General features: G+C 37.7%; 16 protein-coding genes. 11 read left to right on the top strand and 5 right to left on the bottom strand.

The features are described 5' to 3' along the window. The first annotated feature begins 37 nt into the window (after positions 1 to 37). Entirely contained in the window at positions 38 to 1,015 is a 978-nt protein-coding gene (locus NYE63_RS22905; RefSeq protein ID WP_342605855.1) for a D-glycerate dehydrogenase, read from the top strand. Between the two features lie 188 nt (positions 1,016 to 1,203). Here the strand turns inward: NYE63_RS22905 and aspA are convergent, their stop codons facing one another. Both aspA and NYE63_RS22895 read right to left on the bottom strand, forming a co-directional pair. Next, entirely contained in the window at positions 1,204 to 2,640 is a 1,437-nt protein-coding gene (gene aspA / locus NYE63_RS22900) for an aspartate ammonia-lyase (protein WP_342602848.1), read from the bottom strand. A 20-nt stretch (positions 2,641 to 2,660) separates the two neighbouring features. Further along, entirely contained in the window at positions 2,661 to 3,932 is a 1,272-nt protein-coding gene (locus tag NYE63_RS22895) for a cation:dicarboxylase symporter family transporter (protein ID WP_342602847.1), read from the bottom strand. 205 nt (positions 3,933 to 4,137) lie between these two features. Here NYE63_RS22895 and NYE63_RS22890 point away from each other — a divergent pair, with 205 nt between their 5' ends. Together NYE63_RS22890 and NYE63_RS22885 are read left to right on the top strand one after the other, a co-directional pair. After that, positions 4,138 to 5,412 carry a sensor histidine kinase gene (locus NYE63_RS22890; protein ID WP_342602846.1) on the top strand — a complete coding sequence of 425 codons (1,275 nt, stop codon included), beginning with the start codon at positions 4,138 to 4,140 and terminating at the stop codon, positions 5,410 to 5,412. Next, positions 5,409 to 6,329 (top strand): response regulator, encoded by a 921-nt coding sequence (locus tag NYE63_RS22885; RefSeq protein ID WP_342602845.1) that lies wholly within the window; start codon positions 5,409 to 5,411, stop codon positions 6,327 to 6,329. The genes NYE63_RS22890 and NYE63_RS22885 overlap by 4 nt, the downstream gene beginning before the upstream one ends. 184 nt (positions 6,330 to 6,513) lie before the next feature. Here the strand turns inward: NYE63_RS22885 and NYE63_RS22880 are convergent, their stop codons facing one another. Further along, positions 6,514 to 6,774, bottom strand: coding sequence for a zinc ribbon domain-containing protein (locus NYE63_RS22880; protein ID WP_342602844.1), 261 nt, complete (start codon positions 6,772 to 6,774; stop codon positions 6,514 to 6,516). Between the two features lie 423 nt (positions 6,775 to 7,197). On the opposite strand from NYE63_RS22880, the gene helD reads away from it, so the two are divergent. The 6 genes from helD (at position 7,198) to NYE63_RS22850 (ending at position 16,822) form a co-directional block, all read left to right on the top strand. Further along, entirely contained in the window at positions 7,198 to 9,537 is a 2,340-nt protein-coding gene (gene helD / locus NYE63_RS22875) for an RNA polymerase recycling motor HelD (RefSeq protein ID WP_342602843.1), read from the top strand. Between the two features lie 158 nt (positions 9,538 to 9,695). Beyond that, positions 9,696 to 9,830 carry a small, acid-soluble spore protein L gene (sspL, locus tag NYE63_RS22870; RefSeq protein ID WP_342602842.1) on the top strand — a complete coding sequence of 45 codons (135 nt, stop codon included), beginning with the start codon at positions 9,696 to 9,698 and terminating at the stop codon, positions 9,828 to 9,830. Positions 9,831 to 10,557: 727 nt separating this feature from the next. Beyond that, positions 10,558 to 11,685, top strand: a complete 1,128-nt coding sequence (locus NYE63_RS22865) for a nucleotide-binding protein (protein ID WP_342602841.1) — start codon at positions 10,558 to 10,560, stop codon at positions 11,683 to 11,685. A gap of 607 nt (positions 11,686 to 12,292) precedes the next feature. Next, the gene (locus NYE63_RS22860; protein WP_342602840.1) at positions 12,293 to 13,201 is read left to right on the top strand and encodes a restriction endonuclease; all 909 of its coding nucleotides are present in this window, start codon (positions 12,293 to 12,295) and stop codon (positions 13,199 to 13,201) included. Between the two features lie 242 nt (positions 13,202 to 13,443). Then, positions 13,444 to 16,614, top strand: a complete 3,171-nt coding sequence (locus tag NYE63_RS22855) for an ATP-binding cassette domain-containing protein (RefSeq protein WP_342602839.1) — start codon at positions 13,444 to 13,446, stop codon at positions 16,612 to 16,614. A gap of 70 nt (positions 16,615 to 16,684) precedes the next feature. Next, positions 16,685 to 16,822 (top strand): hypothetical protein, encoded by a 138-nt coding sequence (locus NYE63_RS22850; protein ID WP_342602838.1) that lies wholly within the window; start codon positions 16,685 to 16,687, stop codon positions 16,820 to 16,822. A 318-nt stretch (positions 16,823 to 17,140) separates the two neighbouring features. Here the strand turns inward: NYE63_RS22850 and NYE63_RS22845 are convergent, their stop codons facing one another. Further along, complete coding sequence (locus tag NYE63_RS22845; RefSeq protein WP_342602837.1) at positions 17,141 to 18,409, bottom strand: ATP-binding protein; 1,269 nt, start codon at positions 18,407 to 18,409, stop codon at positions 17,141 to 17,143. Between the two features lie 228 nt (positions 18,410 to 18,637). On the opposite strand from NYE63_RS22845, the gene NYE63_RS22840 reads away from it, so the two are divergent. Together NYE63_RS22840 and NYE63_RS22835 are read left to right on the top strand one after the other, a co-directional pair. Further along, a complete protein-coding gene (locus NYE63_RS22840) occupies positions 18,638 to 19,093 on the top strand; it encodes an SRPBCC family protein (RefSeq protein WP_342602836.1) in 456 nt (151 codons plus the stop codon). Positions 19,094 to 20,045: 952 nt separating this feature from the next. Further along, the gene (locus tag NYE63_RS22835; protein WP_342602835.1) at positions 20,046 to 20,732 is read left to right on the top strand and encodes a cell surface protein; all 687 of its coding nucleotides are present in this window, start codon (positions 20,046 to 20,048) and stop codon (positions 20,730 to 20,732) included. A 187-nt stretch (positions 20,733 to 20,919) separates the two neighbouring features. Here NYE63_RS22835 and NYE63_RS22830 read toward each other — a convergent pair whose 3' ends face one another. After that, positions 20,920 to 21,903, bottom strand: a complete 984-nt coding sequence (locus NYE63_RS22830; RefSeq protein WP_342602834.1) for an ornithine cyclodeaminase family protein — start codon at positions 21,901 to 21,903, stop codon at positions 20,920 to 20,922. Position 21,904: the final 1 nt, after the last annotated feature.

The raw sequence follows: 21,904 nt of genomic DNA, 5'->3' as shown, positions 1-21,904 counted from the left end.
ATGGGGTCCTACTTTATTGGAAGTGAGGGTATCAATGATGAAACCGAAAGTAATCATTTATAAGAAAGTGGATCAAGAAGTGTTGGATTATATTCAAGAGACTTGTGATGTCGTTTATTTTGAGGGTCTTGACTCACAAAATTATCCTGAATTTCTTCAAGAGCTGAAGAACGCACAAGGTATATTAGGTTCAGGGTTAAAGGTGGATAAAACTTTACTGGATCAAGCACCGCAATTAAAAATCGTCTGTAACTCATCAGTTGGTTACGACAATTTGGATATAACCGAGCTGTCCAATCGAGGAATCATGGCGACGAACACTCCCGAAGTATTGAATGAGACGGTCGCAGATACGATTATGGGCTTGATGCTATCGACAGCGAGAAGAATGCCAGAGATGGATCAAATGGTAAAGTCAGGCCAATGGACATCGAATATCGGAGAAAAATCGTTTGGGTTGGACGTCCATCATAAAGTATTAGGAATTATCGGTATGGGCGGAATTGGATCTGCCGTTTCAAAAAGGGCCCGTTTTGGATTCGATATGAACATCTTATATCACAACAGATCTAGAAACGAAGAAGCAGAACAAAAGTATGGTGCTACATACTGTACTCTGGAAGATCTGTTAAAGCAATCTGATTTTGTCTGCTTGATGACACCGCTAACTCCTCAAACTGAAAAGATGATGGGGGAAAAAGAATTCAAGCTCATGAAAGAAACCGCCATCTTCATCAATTGTTCAAGAGGGAAAACAGTGGATGAAGAAGCCTTGATCACAGCGCTTAAAACTGGTGAAATTCACGCAGCAGGACTGGATGTTTTTGTACAGGAGCCCGTCCAGGAAGACAACCCACTGCTGTCCATGAAGAATGTCGTCACTTTGCCTCATATTGGTTCCGCAACATATGAAACCCGCTTGAAAATGGCGATGCTGGCCGCAACCAACCTTGTGGCTGGATTACAGGGCGAAACTCCGCCTACCTTGATTAAAACCGGTGTAAAGGTAAAGTAATTTATAATAGTATGAATTACGCTGGATAGCCTTATTTGGGGCTATCCATTTTTTTGATCTCGCATTATTCAATATTTTAACTCATCCTGCAAAACAAAAAGCCCTCTCTTTAAAAGAGGGCTTTTATATCAATTCCCCAGATTTTTGTTATTCATCAACCACATCTGCCATTCAGTCAATATCGGAGATTACGATCGATCAAACAGCTCAGCCCCAGAAATTCCTGGGTTTGTCATCTCGTAAGGATTTAAAATAAGATCAAGCTCTTCCTCTGTTAACACATCATACTGCAGGCATAGTTCACGTACTGATTTTCCTTTTAAAATGGCTTCCCGTGCGATACGCGCTGCCACTTCGTATCCAATATGCGGATTAACAGCAGTGATAATCCCTACGCTTTTTTCCACATTCTCTTTTAGTCGGTCTTCGTTTGCTTCAATATCTACCAGACAGTAGTCTGTAAAGGCACGAAATGCATTGTTCATAATGCTGATGGATTGAAGCAAATTGAACACAAGCACAGGTTCCATCACGTTCAGTTCAAGCTGACCCGCTTCAGATGCCAGGCAAATGGTATGGTCATTGCCAATAACCTGGAACGCTACTTGATTGATCATTTCAGGCATGACCGGATTGACTTTTCCCGGCATGATGGATGAACCTGGCTGACGAGCCGGCAAGTTAATTTCCGCAAGGCCTGCACGGGGGCCTGAGGCCATTAAACGTAGGTCGTTGGCGATTTTGGACATATTCATCATACATATTTTCAATGCAGCAGAGACTTCTGTATAAGCATCTGTATTTTGTGTCGCATCAACAAGATGCTCCGCCCCAACTAGCGGAAGTCCGCTAATATCCGCCATATGTTTCACTACACTTTCGATGTAGCGAGGGTCTGCATTCAATCCTGTTCCCACAGCTGTTGCACCCATATTTATCTCATATAAATGCTGGCGTGATTGTTGAATGCGTTTAATATCACGCTCTAATACACGGCTATATGCTTCAAACTCTTGACCAAGACGGATGGGCACTGCATCTTGAAGATGTGTCCGTCCCATTTTAATCACATGGTCAAATTGTTGGGCCTTTTTCCTGAAGATAGTAAGCATATATTCCATCGTATTTAACAATTTTTCGAGTGAAATAAGAGTGGCGATATGAATCGAACTCGGGAACACATCGTTTGTTGATTGTGACATGTTCACATGGCTATTTGGACTTAATTGAACATAGTCCCCCTTGTCTTTTCCAAGCAATTCGAGTGCACGGTTAGCAATGACTTCGTTTGCGTTCATATTCATTGATGTACCTGCACCGCCCTGAATGGGATCCACGATAAAATGATCATGCCATTTGCCTTCGATTACTTCGTCTGCTGCCTGAATGATCACTTTACCAAGACCATCGTACAAACGTTTAGTATCCATATTTGCTAAAGCCGCCGCTTTTTTCACGATAGCCAACGCTTTAATCAATTCTTCATGAATGCGATAGCCTGTAATCGGAAAGTTTTCGACTGCACGCAATGTTTGGATACCATAGTATGCATGCACTGGTACTTGTTTTGATCCTAAGAAATCTTTCTCAATACGGACGTTATGATTTATATGGATTGTTGACATCGTGTTTCCTCCTTTATAGTTTAGGCTACGTCTGATTGTTTAATTGAATCAACGTAATGGTTTGCCTTATCCTGGTCAAATTCGCCTTCCCACTTCGACATGACAATCGCCGCCAATGAGTTCCCTACGACATTTACCGCTGATCTTCCCATATCCAAAATTCGGTCGATACCGGCAATGAACGCAACACCTTCCACCGGCAGTCCCATAGAACCAAGTGTTGTTAAAACAACAACAAATGACGCACCCGGAACGCCAGCCATTCCTTTTGACGTTAACATCAATACTAGTAACAAAGTAATCTGTTGAGTAATGGATAGATCAATACCATACATTTGTGCCACGAAAAGTGAAGCAAGTGCTTGATAAATCGATGAGCCGTCCAGATTAAACGTATAGCCTGTTGGAATAACAAAAGAAGTAATGGATTTCGGGCAGCCAAACTTCTCCATTTTGTCCATAAGCCTTGGTAATACCGACTCTGAACTTGCTGTAGTAAATGCCAAAATCAGTTCATCCTTTAACACTTTGAAGATAACAAAAATGCTTGTCCCAGACATTTTCGCTATAATTCCAAGAATGACGAACACAAAGAATACCATCGTCACATAAACAGCAACTACTAGGTTCCCTAAAGGAATTAATGTTGTGATACCAAATTTGGCAACGGTTACACCAATGAGTGCAAACACACCAAAGGGGGCAAATTTCATGACTAGATTCGTCACCCAAAACATTACTTCCAACACACCTTCAAAAAATCCAAGAATAGGCTTTCCTTTTTCGCCTATCGCAGCCACACCTAAGCCGAATAAAACAGAAAAGAAGATAATCGGTAATAAATCCGCTTGAGCCATTGATTCAAATACATTTTGAGGAACAATATGAGAAATTGTTTCTCCAAAGCCACTGTTTTCAGCTGTCTTCGTTGTTTCTTCATATTTTGAAATATCACTTTTTTCAAGATTGCTTGTATCTAAACCAGACCCTGGGTGGAACAAGTTTGCCGCCAGTAATCCAATAACAATGGCCATTGTGGTGACAATCTCGAAATAAAGAAGAGTCTTCCCGCCTAATTTTCCTAGTTTCTTAATATCGCCGACTCCCGCTATGGAGACTACTAATGCAGCCATGACGATCGGGATGACAATCATTTTAATTAAATGAATGAAAATATCGCCGATAGGTACCATAATGGCCATGGCTGTTTCATTACCATGGAATAAAGCACCGACAACGATACCTAGTACAAGTGCAACAAAAATTTGAGTAGCTAAGCCAAACTTTTTCATTTAAATTCCTCCTATGATAGTTTTAATTGTTAACGCTTTCATTTTTTTAGATTATTTTAAGTTTATGATCATCCTACTGGAACCTACTGAAACCTACTGATATTTACAAGGGCCAGAAAAAATAATAATTTCAGTCAAAACCCTTCTCTCTTTTTTACCATTTCATGTGTTATGTTTTTAATATAGTGACTGGGGAGGGACCGTATTGAAAAAGAGTATAAAGATATTACTATTGATTATGATTGCGGTGCCTCTTGCGGGTGAATTCAAGTTTTATCCATTCGACGATACATTCAGAGTCAGTTTGGGAACCCCCGTCTTTTTCTTGTTTTTACTATGGGGGAGGGGGAGCCACCCGATTATTGCAGGCATATTAACGGGAATGAGTGTGTTTGTTTTTCGTTTTTCACTGGCTGTCGGGATACGGGACATATCTGTTGAGGAAGCGATGTATCTTCATGCTCCAGCCTTTTTCTATTACTTCATCTACGCGTTCGCATTTCATAAAACGAAATTGAACGGACGGCACGATCAGCCGTTGATGATCGGGCTTTTAGGGGTATTGATCGAGCTTTTTGCAAGTGTATCGGAAATGGCGATTCGTTCCTTCTTGGCGAATCAGGATACACCCTTGTTAGCCATTGACCAACTCGTTTTAATCGCCTTTATTCGAAGCTTTTTCGTTCTCGGCTTTTTCAATATATTAAAGCTTAGAGAAGCAAAATTCGCAGAAGCGGAGCAGCGCATGCAAAAGGAACAAATGCTCCTGTTCATTTCAAGTTTGTATGAAGAATCGGTTCAACTGAAGAAAACGATGCAAAATGCGGAAGAAATCACCCGCACTTGTTATGACTTTTACCGTCGGTTAAAATCAGAGGGGACTAATGGAAGCGATGCGCAAACTGCGTTGCAGATTGCCGGTCTCGTGCATGAGATCAAAAAAGATAACCAGCGGATTCATGCGGGGCTGTCGGAACTCATGTCTTCCGAAAACCTGCAGGAATATATGAATATCGAAGAGCTCTGTAACATCATGATCGTGTCCAATAGACGATATGCAGAGTCCCTTGGCAAAGATATTTCATTTTCCTTGCATATAGATGGTGACCATCCGCCTTACCATGTATATATGGTATTATCATTAATAAATAATTTATTTGCCAATGCAGTGGAAGCCATTAAAGAAGAGGGATACGTATCACTGCATGTGAAAAGGAAAGATCAATTCGTGGAGTTTTGCATCAGTGACAATGGCCCCGGCATTGCACCGAAGCAGAAGGAAGTCATTTTTACAGCAGGATATACCAAGAAATTCGATGAGGCGGGTAACCCTTCGACGGGAATTGGCTTATCGTATGTGAAACAAACTGTTGAAAAATTTGGAGGACATATCAGGTTAATGGATAACTATAAAGAAACCGTATTCATCGTAGAACTTCCGATTGATACGATTATGGGGGAGAAAGGGTTAACGAGATGAATTATTTCATTATAGATGACGATCCTGCCATTCGAGGAATGCTGACAGAGATAATTGAAGACGAAGATTTAGGCAAAGTGGTGGGAGAAGCAGAAGACGGATCGGCAGTGAATAATGGCTTACTGTTTTTAAAAAAAGCAGACGTCGTCCTAATTGATTTGCTCATGCCAATTAGGGACGGAATTGAAACGATCAGGACGCTTGCTGATGGATTTCAAGGAAAGTTTGTAATGATTTCGCAAGTGGAATCAAAAGAATTGATTGGAGAGGCGTATAGATTAGGGGCGGAATACTACATTACAAAGCCGCTGAACCAAGTTGAAATTTCATGCATATTAAACAAAGTGAACGAGCGGATACTGGTGGATCAATCGATCCAGGGCATTCAAAAATCGTTGAACGTGTTTACGGGCCGTCCGAAGTCTTCGAAAGTGTCCTCCTTTCATACAAAAAATATTATGGAAGCCGGACGTTCCTTAATTTCCGATTTAGGTATGATTGGCGAAGGGGGAAGCGAGGATTTACTAAACATTTTAGGATTCCTCCAAAATGAAAAGCAAAGACTCGGTTCCGCCTACACGTTTCCATATTTAAAGGAAATTTTTGCTGGGATTGCTGCTGAAAAGCTGGGAGATCAAGCGAAAGAGGCCGAAATCCAGAAAGAAATGAAAGCTTCTGAGCAGCGTGTCCGTCGCGCTCTTAACCAGGCCCTCATCCATATCGCTTCATTAGGATTGACGGATTATATGAATCCAAAATTCGAAGCCTATTCATCCACATTTTTTGATTTCTCGGAAGTCCGCAAAAAAATGCTGGAGCTAGAAGACAAGAGCAAAAAAGTAAGCAGCCAGAGCCGTAATAACATGAAAAAGTTTATCCAAGTGCTGTTTATGGAAGCAAGACAGATGATGAAATAATAAACCAGAAACATAAGTTGAATAGATTGAAAATTCACAAAAGAGTTTCATATTTTTCAATGGAAGAAACATAAAGACAAATCCGTTTATATGGATTTGTCTTTATCGCTTTTTTTGTATTTACAGTATGACTTTCTTTAAAATCTACAGAATAAGATAAAAAATTTCATTCGTTTTCTAATGGTTATTTATTCCATCTCTCTAACTTTGGGATTCCTCTTGTAAATAATTTAGCAATAAATTTAGGCATTTTCATATTTTCGATCATATGATTTTGAACAAATTTTTGCATTTCTATCGCAGTAATATTTTGAGTGAATTCACCATTTATATAACAGTGACTACAATATTTAGTGCTTTTACTACCATCTTTTTCAGTTCCTCCACCTAATTCATCTTTAGAAAGCGGCATTCCACAACTCTGGCATGTTTTATATTTTTTCATTATAAATTCTCCTACAAAAAGTTTTATTCTAAACATTATCCAACAAACAAAAATAAGTCAAGGTAATATGAATCACATGTCATCAATACCACGAATCAACCGTTGATGTGAGTGTTGCAGCTATTATGAAAACAGGACTAGCGGAGCATTTAGGCTTTCAAAATGTATATAGTCATAAAAATAACCAGTCAAGCTACTTGCTCAACTGGTTACTGACTTTAAATGTTAAGTTAGAGTTTAAAACGACGATTGATTATGGCAACTGATGTGAAATATACATTGATATAATTCAGAGATTGTGATAAATTAGTATAGAAACACATTTATCAATATATAAAATCAGTTTACCCCTTACTATAAGTATAAGGTAAAACTCACCTCTAGTCAACCCCTAATTTCTCATTTTTTAAAGGAGTGTCTGATATGAACAATGAAATTCGGCAGGAGCAAGAACGTTTGGATGAGGTGATGGAAACAATTACGAAGCAAATCAACAAAATAGAAGGAGAAACTTCCCTGCGTAGAAAAGAAGTTGTTAATATCCGTAAACACTTTTGGGATGACCTCAAGGTTAATATGGATACTTTCGATGATTACCTCGAGACGATCATTGGCTTAAGGCAGCAGGCTCAAGACTTGTCAGTAAGCGAAGGCGCACATAGATATGCCTTCAAGAGGTTGTCAACACTGCGCCGCATGCAGAAAGTACCTTATTTCGGCCGGATTGATTTAACTGAAGAAGGGTCTTCCCTTACGGAACATATTTATATTGGGACCTCCACTCTTGCTGATACAACAGGAGAAAACTTCATTGTCTACGATTGGAGGGCTCCGATTTCGAGTGTCTATTATGACTATCCTCCCGGCCCTGTAGAATATTCAACTCCCGGAGGCATAATTCGGGGGATGTTGGAGAATAAGTGGCAATATATCATCAAGGGAGGGGTTATCGAATCAATGTTCGATACGAGTCTCACCATTGGAGATGAGATACTGCAGCAGGTGCTTGGTAAGGGGACGGATAAGCATATGCACAGTATTGTGTCCACCATTCAACGGGAGCAAAATAGGATCATCCGGAACGATCGCGGACGTCTGCTCATTGTTCAAGGAGCCGCTGGCAGTGGTAAGACATCAGCTGCCCTCCAACGGATCGCTTACTTGCTTTATAAGTATCGAGATAGGCTAAAAGCCAATCAAATCATTCTATTCTCACCTAACTCAATGTTTAATAACTACGTATCCAATGTACTGCCCGAACTTGGCGAAGAGAATATGCAGCAAGTAACATTCCAGGAATATCTGGACCATCGTCTGGCTGACTCATTTCAAGTTGAGGACCCTTATGAGCAATTAGAATTTTTGTTAACTGCAGCGGATGATCCTTCCTATAGCACCAGGACAGCGAGTATCCGATTTAAGGCTTCAATTCGCTTCTTTGAGATAATCAAAGCATACAGTCAATCACTAGAATTATCTGGAATGATCTTTAAAGGGTTAAGGTTTCGAGGTAAAACGCTCGTCTCCGCCAAACAAATCGCAGAAAGGTTTTATAACACAGACACCACACTACGTTTTCACAATAGGATTGAAAAGTTGAAAGAGTGGTTATGTGACTTACTTGATGAAACGGAAAAATTCGAGTTGAAACAACCTTGGGTCCAGGAGGAAATCGAGTATCTTAGTAAGGAAGATTATCAAAAGGTATACACCTACTTAGAGAAAAAACGCGGCCTTACTGAAGATTCCTTTGACGATTATGAGAAAGAGAATAAAATGCTCGCGCGTATGATTGTTCGTAAGAAATTGAAGACGTTACGCAAACGGATAAAAGCACTTCATTTTATCGACATTAAGGGAATATACAAGCAACTTTTTGACGATCAAACACGGATCGATCTGTGGAACGAGGGTAAAACACCTGTCGAAAGGGAAATTTGCTTATCAACGCAAAAAATGCTGGACGAAGGTAAACTGCATTACGAAGACGCGACTCCATATTTGCTGCTGAAGGAGCTAATTATAGGATTTCAGACGAATACTTCTATAAAATTCGTGCTTGTAGACGAAGCGCAAGATTATTCTCCATTTCAATTCGAGTTTTTGAAGCGGTTGTTCCCTTCAGCAAGGATGACCGTGCTTGGTGACTTTAACCAGGCAATATTCGCTCATGCCAGCGAACGGGTAGATTTCCAGATGCTTACCAGTTTATACGGAATAAGTGAAACCGAGAGTATAACCTTGGATCAAAGCTACAGATCCACAAAGCAGATTATCGAATTTACACGTGAACTAATTCCTGAAGGGCATCGAATTAAGGCATTCGATCGTGAAGGCGAGAAGCCTGTACTGACTCAAGTGTCCAGCCGTGATGAATTGCACGACAAAATCGTGTCTAAAATCAAAGAATTTCAAAGCCGTGAGTATAATACAATCGCAATAATATGTAAATCAGCAGCGGAAAGTGCCGCTGCATACGATGCTCTTAGTATCATCGGTGATATTAAACTCGTACAGAAAGGCACAAATGAATATGAACAGGGTGTTGTTATTATTCCGGCTTATTTGGCTAAAGGCATCGAATTTGATGCTGTCATCATATATGATGCATCTGTGCAAACATACGGTGATGAAAGCTTACGAAGATTGTTCTACACCGCATGTACCAGGGCTATGCATAACTTGCAGATTTATACGGTTGGCGAACCCAGTCCTTTCTTGCTCAACGATGCAACGGAGAGTTTACTTCTGACCTTGGAATAACAAAGAGGGCCCCGAATAAGGAAAACAGCTTTTTGAAACCTGTGTAGACTTAGTTCTATGCAGGTTTTTTATTGATCGCAGGAAGACGTTCACAGAAAGAAACGACCTCCATTTTAATTTACAACAGTTCGGACATAATATACTTGGAGGTGAAGGAAATGAGTAAAAAGACAGCAGGAAGAGGCCAAATCGCACCAAGTGTTAACCCGCAGGGACATGGAAAAGATGCCGAATTCTCCACTGAGCCCAAAAGCGAGCTTGAAAACAAGGCAAAAAAGTCCAATACAAAATAGGTGTATTGAGCAAAAATATGGTCATACTTCATAAGGAATGCCCTTCTCTTAATCGAGAGGGGCTTTTAAAAAGAAAATTCTAGAATATTACATAATTGTATCAGTGAAGTACTAGCTAGATTTTTGGTCAACGAGGATAGAGAAGTAATTAAAATGTGATAAGGTGAACCGTATCATAAGTAAATGAGATTTTTTAATAATCTTAATTAAATGGCTGCTGCTTGCTCTACTCATAGGTAGCAAGCTATTTGTAATTTATTGTTATTATCACTTACTAATAACTTCCTTCCACTCTTTAAAATTTGCCGAAATACATGTTTCAGGAGTGGAATCTTAACATCCATTCTTTTAATAAATTTTTTTCCTTTAGTTCATTTAAACTAAAATACTAACTATCAATTACAATATTTGCGAACAGAATTTAGTTGAGAATCTGTTCTTTCGTAAATGCATTTTGAAATAGCGATCATATATTTAGTATAAAGTTTAGACTTTTTAATAAAAAATCCTTTATTTTGCAGATAACTATTCTTTATTAATCATTAATACGTTGTTGGATTTATTAAGTTTAAAAAGTAAGTTCAAACTTTTGTTGTTAGAAAATGAATGAAAATAAAAATGAAGTATTAAAGAACCGCAGATTAAATAAAAGGATCTTACCAGATATAGGGCTGCAATGATATAATTAGAAATAGGATAAATGTGAAAAAATGTTAAAGGAGATATAATGAAGATAGAACAGTACAAGCAATTTGTAAGTGAAATTAAGCTAGAGCTTGCAAAAATACTATCTGAGAAATGTTACTCAGATTTCATAATAAATAATGATGAAGCAAGCAATAAAGGTCAAGTATTTACTTTTGAAATTTTTTATTCTACAGAGTACAAGGACAATGGAGAAGATAAACACTTTTATGAACCTATTGTACGTCCTATGCTTGAGTTCCAATTTAAAGGGAAATATAAGAATGAAATATTTGATATTAATCAGTTTTTTCATATAAATGACTTACTTTTCGATGAATTATATTCATTATCAAGACGAGGGCATTTAGATAGCTTAATCCCGATATTAAATGAAGCAAATAGTATTCCAGAGTTTAAAGAAGTAGACGGTAGCTTTTTTATTACCTTAGAAAGTAGTGTTATAGGAACCAGTCAATTTATGAGTGATTTATTAGAAGAAAGTATTTTAACAATTGGTTTAAGTGAAGGCAATGAGATTGAATTTGACTGTTCACAAAATCAGAGGGAAATAATAACAACCTCCTTCTTAGGAGGTATTCCAACAATGATCCAAATCCCCTTTGATAAAAAAAGGTTATTTAACCAGGGGGAAATAAAACCAGTTCAGGTGGTGAAAAAATTGGGGCCAGTGGAAATTGAGGGGGGAAATGAAAAAATGCGGACGGAGTTTAAAACCTTTATTGTCCATGGGCAGGATGAAGTTACAAAGTATTCGGTTAAAAATTATTTGCAAAATACGATTGGTTTGCCGGAACCTGTTATTCTTCATGAGCAATCAAATAGAGGAAGAACGTTAATAGAAAAATTTGAACAAGTCTCTAACGACTCTGATGTAGTATTTGTGTTGCTTACTCCTGATGATAGAATAGCTCAACCTAATGAATCTGATGACGATAAACGCCGTGCACGACAAAATGTCATATTTGAAATGGGTTACTTTTTAGGTAAACTGGGAAGAAGTTCTGGAAAAGTAATATTATTATATAAGGGCCAACTAGAATTACCATCAGATATTTCAGGAATTGTATACATAAATATTGATCATGGAGTTGAACAAGCAGGAGAGTATATAAGAAGAGAATTAAGAGAATTAGGAGTTAATTGCTAAAGTTAGTAATGTATTAGCCAAATAAATTTACCCACTCTCAATTTAAACGGCTTGTCTAATCATAGGTGCATGCTTTTTTTATTTCCATTTCAGTTTCTTGATTTTTTTAATCAATGAACCGCCTTTAGACCCGTTAGTTGAACCTTACCATTTGTAAATGAGGTTTTTTCTGAAAATAGATATAGATATAGCACCATTTCAATAATCATTTGGAATGGTGCTGTTTTTTTGATGATAGCCATTTAAGAATAGTCCTTATAAGTTTGAACGGTATAATCAGCTTCCATTTCAGCTTGTAGTTCGGTTCTTTGATCTAATATGGTAAAAGTCGTGCTTGAAAAGTTTGCAGAAGCATTTCAAAAAGCACTTACACGAGAACATCGTTAGCGTTTGTTACATCTACTAATTCATCAAATTACTATTGGTGAAGATCGTAAAATTGAAAGCATACAATTGAAATTAAATAATGAGGTTCTCCAAGTACTACAATTAGGAGTAGGAGACATGTCTACGGATGAGTCTGCTGCTCCTTTTTCTATTTTATTCGCAATTTAAAAAAACAATTTTTGTTATATTGGAAGTAGGATAATAAAAAGGGGATGAACGTATGGCAGTACCAGGATTTCAAGACTTTATGTATCCATTTTTGAAGCAGTTGAAAGATAGGCAAGAGTATCGATTACAAGATTTATATACGATTCTAGCTAGGTACTTCAATTTAAGTGATGAAGATATTGCTGAGGCTCTACCTAGCGGCAAACAAACCTTATTGGTTAATCGGGTAGGTTGGGCAAGGACATATCTAGATAAAGCAGGATTGATAACAGTTGTAAGAAGAGCTGTTTTTCAAATAACAGATGAAGGATTAAGAGTACTTATTGATCCGACTATAACTAAGATTGATAGAAAATTTTTAACTAAGTATGTAAGTTTTAATGAATTTATTAATAAAGCTAAAGATAAAACTGATTCCAATATTGAAGATATAGAAGAGAAGACACCTTTAGAACTGTTGGGTGAAAACTCTAATATATTAAAGAATGAAATTCAAGATTTACTATTAGAAAAAATACTTAGTTGTTCCCCAGGTTTTTTCGAGAGATTGATTGTTAAATTAATTGTATCTATGGGCTATGGCGGCTCTGTGAAAGATGCGGGAAAAGCTATTGGGAAAACTGGGGATGAAGGTATAGATGGTATTATAAAGGAAGATGTTTTAGGGCTAGATATGATATATCTACAAGCTAAGAGATGGAAGAAAGAATCTACTGTATCTAGACCAGATATTCAAACCTTTGTAGGTAGCCTTGTAGGTAAACAAGCATCAAAAGGTATTTTTATTACTACTGCCAAGTTTTCACAAGGTGCAATTCAATATGCTAGCTCTATTGATAAGCGAGTAATACTGCTTGATGGTCAACAGCTAACAGATTTAATGTTTAAATATAATGTTGGGGTTAGTGACGAAGAAGTTTTTGTTACAAAAAAAATCGATTTGGATTTCTTTGAAGAATAAACCTCACTTAACTACATCACGGTGAACCCAACCATTAGTAAATGAGGTTTTTAGAAGAAGAGCTGAAATACATAATAATTGTATATTTCAGCTCTTTTTATTTTATCGCTGAATATTAGGTTTTTACAGCAGTGGAATGTGAAAGAATAGAAGGATGGAGCTACCGTTAAAAAAATACCAAATACATTTGTCGCTGTGCTAATATGAAAGACTGAGCTTAATAAAATGGAGAGGAGTTACAAATGAAAATAAATCGATTAATAGCGAACAATATAAACCATTTAGATGCAGCACTGGTGGAAGATCAATCATTAGGAATTGCTGGGTTATCCGGTTCCGGGAAAACGACTTTTTGTCAAACCATTGGGGAAGAATCCAAGAAGCGTCTCGTTTCCTTATTGCCCAAGTCTGAATATCAGTATTTATTTCCTAATATTATGGAAACCAACTTCAGCGCCATCAAGATGGAAGAAATGCCGCTGGTCCTTTTTCTCGGCAAATCATCCATTTCAGCCAACCCCCGTTCAACCATTGGCACACATACTGGTGTGTTTAAAGAGATTCGTGTTTGTCTTGCAGAAAAATTCAATCTTTCTCCGGAAGTTTTTTCATTTAATAATGCCTTAGGCTGGTGCCCCACTTGTAAAGGACGCGGTACGACGAAAAATGTCGAATGTCCAAAGTGTGAGGGGAAGCGCTACAATCAAGAAGTCGAGCAATATACCATTGAATTATTAGACCACCCGCATACTATTTCCGATATTAACAACTTAAGCATCGAAACGATCCTTTCACTCGCAGAGACATTACATATTAGTGAAGCTAAACAGCATATTCTCCAAAATATAATCAATATGAATATTGGTTATTTAAGTTTGAATCGTATTATGGGGACAGTGTCAGGGGGAGAATTAACCCGGCTTTATTTGGCCGAATTCATGGCAACAAGTGAAAATACCGTGATCATCATTGATGAAATCTCCGTCGGTCTTGATCATCAAACACTATTGAAAATTTTAGAACAGATTAAGCAATTAGGTTATAAAAATCAAATTTGGCTCATTGACCACTCAGACACGGTGTTAGATAGCACGAATGAACAATTGTTCTTTGGACCTGGCAGCGGGAAATATGGCGGGAAAATTGTTGAGGAATCACCGCGTCCCAAACCAATCAGCTGGGAACGAAATGAAGCAGCGCCAACGGAATACTATCAATTTAAGGATCTTTACTGCCGTAATATTCAAATGGAAGAAATTTGGATTCCTAAGAATAGGCTCGTTACCTTTACGGGTGAGTCAGGCTGCGGTAAATCAACACTTGTCAATGAATGTATCTCTAAAGATTTTCAGAAGCGGTATCCAAAAGATAAGCTAGTCATGGTCGGGCAGGACAGAAACAAATCGATTACCAGTCGATCAACCGTTGCGACGTTTCTTGATATTAAAAAGAAACTCACCAAATACAGTGATGAAATTGATGATATTTTTCTGCGTTCGATTGAAGATATCATCGAAGAATTGCCAAAGGAAGATATCGCTCATAAACGCTTGAGCTTATTGATCAAACTTGGACTTGGGTATTTGACGTTAGAAAGAAAAACACAAACACTATCGACTGGTGAATTTCAATGTGTCCACTTAGTTTCCGAACTGTTCGCGAAGACAAGAAACCCACATACGCTGTTCATTTTTGATGAGCCTTCAAAAGGGTTATCGCAAAATATTTTAAATCAATTCATCGATAGTGTCAGGGTCATCCTGGAGGATGAATCGGTCTCCATCATCATGATTGAACATAATGGTTATATGCTGGAAAGCTCGGATTTTATCGTTGATTTTGGTAAAAGACAGCTAACACCTGTCCAGCATCTTGAAGTTGTCAGTCATGATGATCATTATCGTCACAAAAACAATGGAGATCGAGTGGTGCCATTGCAGATCTCTTCCACACTTCGGTCAAAAAAGGGCATCAATTATTTACAGGAAAATCATCTGGACTATTTCAAAAAGGCAGAGAACGTCTATAAGGGCGGCATTTTAAAAAGCTTATCACCAATCGCTCGTGTGATTTATGGTGAGTACGAGTCAGACACGATCGCACCTGTGATCGCTATCGATCTTGAACGGCACTTGTACAGTCAATATACGTTTCTTTATGAATTGGGCGGAATGATCAACCATCTAGTGGCAGCACATCCAACCAATAAAGATACAAGAAGCTTCGACTTCTATTCTGCAGAAAATCATTGTCCAAGCTGTTCGGGCCGCAGAGTCATTGAAAAATTTGACTTTGATGTCGTCATTCAAGACAAAAACGTGCCATTCTGGGATGGCTTATTACATCCAGACGTAATGGAAGTATTAAAATATTATCAACATACAAAACTGCAATTCCTGTTTGATGAGATCAAGAATGAACTCGGTCACGACATTAGTAAAAGCTATAATGAGATGACAGATGCCGAAAAGCAGACCTTCTTATATGGGTATTGGGAAAAGTCCTTTTATGATAAAGCAGGCAAGGCATCAAGAACATGGGAAGGATTCAATTTCATCATTGGACGTTATATGTTCATATCGAAATCAATCATTAAAGAGCAGATGAAAGCATCAAAAGAGATGATCGCCTGTCCTGTCTGTCAAGGAACGGTCCTGAACCATCATAAAAAACTGACATTTGGTGATACAGACATTCGCGAGATCATCCAACAGCCGATTGATCAAGTCATCAAAATTGTGGGGAAGCTGCCGGAACTGGAAAAACTAAAAGCAATTGTGGGTGGCGATATCGCACTTACAGATGATGTCTCATTCCTTCCTCGGGAAACAAAAGCATCGTTGAAAATGCTCGAACTTGAACTGGCAAGCTTCGTCGGGTATGAAGTGGTTTTACAAAATACCCTGCCATTCTGGGGCAGCATTAAAGGCAATATCGAAGCAATCAGCAGCAAAAACCAGATCACCATCTGTGACTTTGCCAATATTAACGAAACAAGAGAAACCATTATTGATAAATACTTCACCAATGGCAAATACAAAAAACTAACCTATGTCTATGAAGCATTTGGCTACAAAAAAATCGTTACCCAAATCAATAAAATTAAAGCAAGTCATAAATGCCCATTCTGTAATGGCAAGAAAGTCATTTCAGAAGATAACATCCATGACGGTGTGTATAAATTAACGATACCTTGTGTGAGTTGTCATGCCAGTGGCATCGATGATGAAGGTCGTAAAGCAATCGTAGATAGCATCGACGTGCAGACCTGGCTGACAGGAAAAGTAAAAGATGCCGTGGCTGAAAGTCAACGTACCGAGGCCGTTGCCGATATTCCGATTTTCGCCCGGATTCGTGAGCTGAATAAACGAGATATGATGGCGGTTTATCAATGCCTTGAACAGAAAAAATAAATAGTGACAGCACTCTATTGAACAGAAGGGGTACCATCTAAATTATTTAAACAAGATTGGATTATCCTTCATGTTTTTTTACTGTAATCCTTATTGGATTGAAGAAATTTGCGACACTCCTGCCGAATTACTGGCTAGCCAAGACCCCACAGCCGCTTGCGGTGAGGAGGCTTGGCAGACAGTCGGCGGAAAGGGAGCGGATTTCTGAAATTCACCGGTATTTTTTAAAATAAAAAAACTGCAGGCAAATTCGCATTTCTTCGAGTTTGTCTACAATTTTTTTAGGTTTTTAAACTTTGACCGTTGATTTCCACTCCTGGCACTCGCTTTCCGCGGGCGGTCCGGGAGCCTCCTCGTCGCTTTTGCGCCTGTGGGGTCTCCCCTGGACTCGCTTTTCCCGCAGGAGTCTCGCACCTTCCGTTCCAATCAACTTTGTTTTTAAAATTTAGATAGAACCCCATTTGTCTACAAATTAAAAGTCCGCTGTAAATGGCGGACTTTTTTTATATGAGGCGTAATTATTCATTTATTTTACAGAATAATCTTCATGATAAACGGGTAGTGTTACTGAAATCGTTGTTCCCTTATTCAAAAGGCTAGTTATATGAAGTGTACCATTCATCGTTTGGATGGTCTTAACAGCCACCATTGATCCCAACCCTGTTCCTTTTTCTTTGGAACTGTAATATGGCTCGCCAAAACGATTTATTTGTTCTTTGTTCATTCCCACTCCATTGTCACTTATTTCGATAATGATATCGAAATTATTTACATAGGAAACAATACTAAGTTCCCCGCCGTTGGGCATTGCCTCTATACCATTTTTAACGAGGTTTAGGAAGCATTGCTTGAAATGTTGAATATTCCCCCGTGTAATGCCTGGAGTCAACTGTTCAGATATAGTAACTAAATTCATACTAGCCAATGGTTTGATCATTTCAATTACATATCCTATTTCACGGTTAATTGAAATAGGATCCACTTTTTCAAGTGCAGGTTTTGCAAATGCTAAGTATTCACTAATTATTGATTCTGCACTATTAAGCTCCCTAACAACATGCTCTATATATTGTTCTTTTACATCCTGAGTCAGATCAGGAGTCTTTAGCAGTTGAACAAATCCTTTCACAACCGTTAAAGGATTTCTAACTTCATGTGAAATACTAGCTGCAAGCTGACTGACTACCTCCATTTTTTCAAGCCTTATCATTTGTGTCCGAATTAAAATGGCATCTTTTAAAATTTCCATTATATATACAGCTATAGCGATAATGAAAGGAGGGAGGATGATAAAGTAAAATACGTACGCCTCCGTTATTCGAAAATAATCAGACATACCGAGTGAAATAGAGCTGGTTAGTATTCCTAGAAACAAAATTAATAGTATGGAGCTATTCAGCTTATTTTTTCTATTGAAATTTTTGAATTTGGAAGAAAAAAGAGCCGTTATAATAAAGATAACGATATAAACAATTAACGTAAGTAAATTGAAACCATAAAAAGCAAACCTAAAAGTTAATATGATGACTAACAGAGCAGCCCCTACAGGCCAACCACCATAAAGTGTCCCTATAATAAAAGGGATTTGCCTGAGATCATGGACACAATATTCATCGATATAAATAGGAAACTTCATACATAAAATAATAGGAATGCTCATGCATGCAGTGATAAGTGTCTTGCCATACTGACTTAACCTTTTGCCATGATCTAATAAAATGTAATAAATCAAAATACTTACCAAGATATAAAAAAGATTATCTAATATGTTTTGATTAATATAAATAAAATTCATTGGATTCTCCTGAAAAAGTAACCGTTTGGTTTATTATACAAGAATAACACTAAAAAAGAGAGTCTTAATAAAGTAATTTTTTTACAGAAAGGCATTTAAATTCAAAAAAAGTGTTGTTTAAAAACTCCTCTGGGTAAAAAATTCAACTTGAATTATTTACGGATTTATCAATTATAAATTTGGTTTTACATAATAAAGGAAATATAATATAGGTAGAGGTGATTTTCATTGAAAAAATGGAAAAGAGAAATAGAAATAAACGCCCCAATTGAACACGTTTGGAAGTTTCTTGATGGTTCTGTAGAAAATATGCAAAAAATAATGCCTCAAGTAGTTGAACAGAAGCCCGTTAAAATAACCGAAGAAGTGGTTGGGAGTGTATATCGCCAAAAGTATCGAGAAGGAAAACGAACCGAAGAGTATGATATAGAAACATTAGAATATTTGAATGAAACTAATGAGAAAAAGCTAAAAGTAGGCTTCATACTTGCAAAAATGTTTGATATTACAGCTTTTTACGAACTAAATAAAATCAATGACAATAGAACTTCCTTTACATATACAGTCACCAGTCGCCCGTTAAAGTGGTTTTTGAAATTACTTTTATTATTTGCTACCGATAAAGTGGTAGTCGAATTTTTAGAACGTGTCAAAAAGGTAGCTGAAGCCGAAACAAGTGGGTAAGGATTTAATTAAGTCAATTTTCCGCATGATAGGGGGCATACAACTTGTCCATGTTGGTGGGGTGTGCTTTGATCGTTTCATTCCACTACAGGAGTCTCGCACCTTCCGTTTCAATCAACTCTGCATGAAAACTAAGTTGACACAGCAACACAGATAGAAAATGATCCATCCATCTTTTTCAAGATGGATTCTTTTTTATTTGATCGTAAAACATTGGGGTGTATGGGATTTTTGACTGAACTTACAGGTGCTACCCCAAAAAGGGAGTTGCTTCGGACGTTATTTTTCTAAAGGACTAATGGAGTCACTTAACGCCGTTTTAAGGAATACGAGAATAATAAGTTATGGTGTCGGAGTAGGAGTAAAGGCAGGTTTAGAAGAAGATAAGTAATTCTAAAAAACAGTGAATAAAACAAAATTAAAATTAGGTGGTGAATTTTGATATTGATGTTTACAAATAAAGAGAATTATAAAAAGGCTTTAAATTTCGGATTATTATTTTATGCGATATTCGTGGGGTTAAGTGGAACAATTTCCTTTGCAGTTCTATTATTTTGGGTTGTCCCAAAAGATCAAATATCAACAATATTAGTACCTTTACTTTTCATAGCTTTATTTCTCTATGGTACTTGTGCTTTATCTATACTTATTCGTTCAAAAATCAATAAAAAATGAGTGATTATAAGTTGAAGCTTTTACCAATATAAAAGGTAATTGATGGTGGCTAAATTTGATTATATAAAAAATAGTAATCATAGTTTTTTTCTTCAATGCATCTGATATCACATGAGTATTTGGTTTAATTAATATTATTAAATATTCCATATATGAAAATCCTGAATTCAATTTTGGGATATTTCAATCTGAATTTTTGGTTATTATGCGATTATGATGCAGCTTCTTATAACGCTGCTTATAAGAAATACTAACAGGGAGAGGAGGAATGAAAACAATGGGTAAGAAAATAGTTCAGTTACTTGCTTCACTATTATTTATATTTAGTCTTTCTTTGATAGTTTCAGCTTGTTCTAATTCCAAGAAAGATGTAAGTAATGTCAGTTCGGAGGAAAAAAAAAATCTAAAGGTAATTCAAATGGATGGTACTTTTGCTGTAGATGTGGATGATCCAAAAGAAACTGTAGGTGATGCAGATTACGTTTTCATAGGCCGAGTTGATGAAGATGTTGACACTATATACAAAGATCCAGTAACAATTGAAACTAGTGACGGTGCTAAAGAGGTTTCAACACCGTATACAAATTACCAAGTTACTGTCCTACAAAATCTAAAGGGTAATTTAGTTACAGATACTTCCATACCTATTCAAAAGGCTGGAGGGATAAATGAAGACGGCTCTTCTGTTGTTTTGTATGAAGATGATACATTACCGGAAGAAGGAAAATCATATGTGTTTTTAGCGTATGCACAAGATGATGGATCTTTATTAGTATCAGGTCCAAATTCAAATGAATACGTTGAAGGTATTAAGCAAGATGTGACTAGTGAAAAAATGGAAAAAGGTAAAGCTTCTTTGAACGAGGAAGCCACAGAGGTAGTTTCTGAGTATGAAAATGCATATGAAAATGAAATACCTACAGATAGAGACCGTTCAGAATCTGAATTTGATGCTGAGCAATAAAAACTTAAAGAAAAAAGAGCCGTTTATAGGCTCTTCAGGCTGTCGACAAAGTCGACAGTTGTTTTTTTATAAAAAGTTTAGCAACAATATATTGTGTCCTTTAAAAAACACGTTAGGACTCATGTTGAACGTCCCAAAAAATCGGGTTGTTATTACATTCAGCGATAGCAAAATGTATTGGCTTCTGTTATACCTCGATCTCCATTCCAATGTTCCGTTCTTTCGATTGGCGGTAAACACCTTTTGCGACAGCGAGGTCAAAGTAAGCAGCACCGACTGATTTAAAGAAGGTAATTTCCTCTTCATTTTCCCTGCCTGTTTTGGTCAGCGTTACAAGTTCATAGAGCTCGCCGTGAATATCATTAAACGACCAATTTCCCTGATTGGCTGCAGAAATGAGTTCTCCTGCTTCATCCTTCACGCCCGCCAAATCGTCGACGATAATTTTAGCAGCGCGTGATACCGTGGTATTATCCACTTCTTTCATATCCGGCAAATAAGACCCGACCCCGTTAATGTGTGTGCCCGGCTTTAAATCCTCCCCATTAAATACAGGCTCGTTCGAGCGGGTTGCACAGCAAATAATATCTGCTTGACGAACAGCTGCTGAAACATCTTCGAAAACTTCAAAAGGAACGGTTACACCGAATGCCCGCAGCTTTTCACCGAATTTCTCCGCTTTCTCTCGTGTGCGATTTACTAATAAAATACGTTCAATGTCCCTTACGGCTAACACACCAATTGCTTGTTCAAATCCCATAGCTCCTGTTCCGATGATCGTGAGAACCCGGGCGTCTTTACGAGCAAGAAAGTCTGTGGCAATGCCGCTCAATGCCCCCGTTCTGAGACGTGTTAAATAGGAGGCATTCAACAATGCTAAATGTTCGCCATTTTCTGCATCTGACAGCAAGATGACTCCTTGTGTTGTTGCCATCCCCCTTGAAGGATTCTTTGGAAAAATGGTAACGACCTTGACCGCCGAAACTTCCTCAGATAAATCAGCGCTTGGCATGTAAAGTGCCGATGCCTCGTGTTGAGGGAAAGCTAGAACTGTGCGATGAGGGTTGTCTATTTTTTTAGCACCATGTGCATCCAATACGGTCTTTACATCCGCTATTGCGTCTTTCATTCCATATGATTGTTGAATTTCCTTCTCACTTATAACTAACATT

Origin of the sequence: Peribacillus sp. FSL E2-0159, from assembly GCF_038643155.1 — a bacterium.
In the GTDB taxonomy this organism is placed as follows: Bacteria; Bacillota; Bacilli; order Bacillales; family DSM-1321; genus Peribacillus; species Peribacillus simplex.
Note: the sequence above shows the minus strand (reverse complement) of the source record. Positions and strands in the feature narration are given on the sequence as shown.

What these genes read in the sequence shown, in the direction of transcription:
- NYE63_RS22885 (WP_342602845.1), top strand. Translation starts at nt 5,409, where the DNA reads ATGAATTATTTCATTATAGATGACGATCCTGCCATTCGAGGAATGCTG.
- NYE63_RS22845 (WP_342602837.1), bottom strand. Translation starts at nt 18,409, where the DNA reads ATGAATTTTATTTATATTAATCAAAACATATTAGATAATCTTTTTTAT.
- NYE63_RS22895 (WP_342602847.1), bottom strand. Translation starts at nt 3,932, where the DNA reads ATGAAAAAGTTTGGCTTAGCTACTCAAATTTTTGTTGCACTTGTACTA.
- NYE63_RS22835 (WP_342602835.1), top strand. Translation starts at nt 20,046, where the DNA reads ATGGGTAAGAAAATAGTTCAGTTACTTGCTTCACTATTATTTATATTT.
- NYE63_RS22855 (WP_342602839.1), top strand. Translation starts at nt 13,444, where the DNA reads ATGAAAATAAATCGATTAATAGCGAACAATATAAACCATTTAGATGCA.
- NYE63_RS22880 (WP_342602844.1), bottom strand. Translation starts at nt 6,774, where the DNA reads ATGAAAAAATATAAAACATGCCAGAGTTGTGGAATGCCGCTTTCTAAA.
- aspA (WP_342602848.1), bottom strand. Translation starts at nt 2,640, where the DNA reads ATGTCAACAATCCATATAAATCATAACGTCCGTATTGAGAAAGATTTC.
- sspL (WP_342602842.1), top strand. Translation starts at nt 9,696, where the DNA reads ATGAGTAAAAAGACAGCAGGAAGAGGCCAAATCGCACCAAGTGTTAAC.
- NYE63_RS22865 (WP_342602841.1), top strand. Translation starts at nt 10,558, where the DNA reads ATGAAGATAGAACAGTACAAGCAATTTGTAAGTGAAATTAAGCTAGAG.
- NYE63_RS22905 (WP_342605855.1), top strand. Translation starts at nt 38, where the DNA reads ATGAAACCGAAAGTAATCATTTATAAGAAAGTGGATCAAGAAGTGTTG.
- NYE63_RS22860 (WP_342602840.1), top strand. Translation starts at nt 12,293, where the DNA reads ATGGCAGTACCAGGATTTCAAGACTTTATGTATCCATTTTTGAAGCAG.
- helD (WP_342602843.1), top strand. Translation starts at nt 7,198, where the DNA reads ATGAACAATGAAATTCGGCAGGAGCAAGAACGTTTGGATGAGGTGATG.
- NYE63_RS22850 (WP_342602838.1), top strand. Translation starts at nt 16,685, where the DNA reads ATGTTTTTTTACTGTAATCCTTATTGGATTGAAGAAATTTGCGACACT.
- NYE63_RS22830 (WP_342602834.1), bottom strand. Translation starts at nt 21,903, where the DNA reads ATGTTAGTTATAAGTGAGAAGGAAATTCAACAATCATATGGAATGAAA.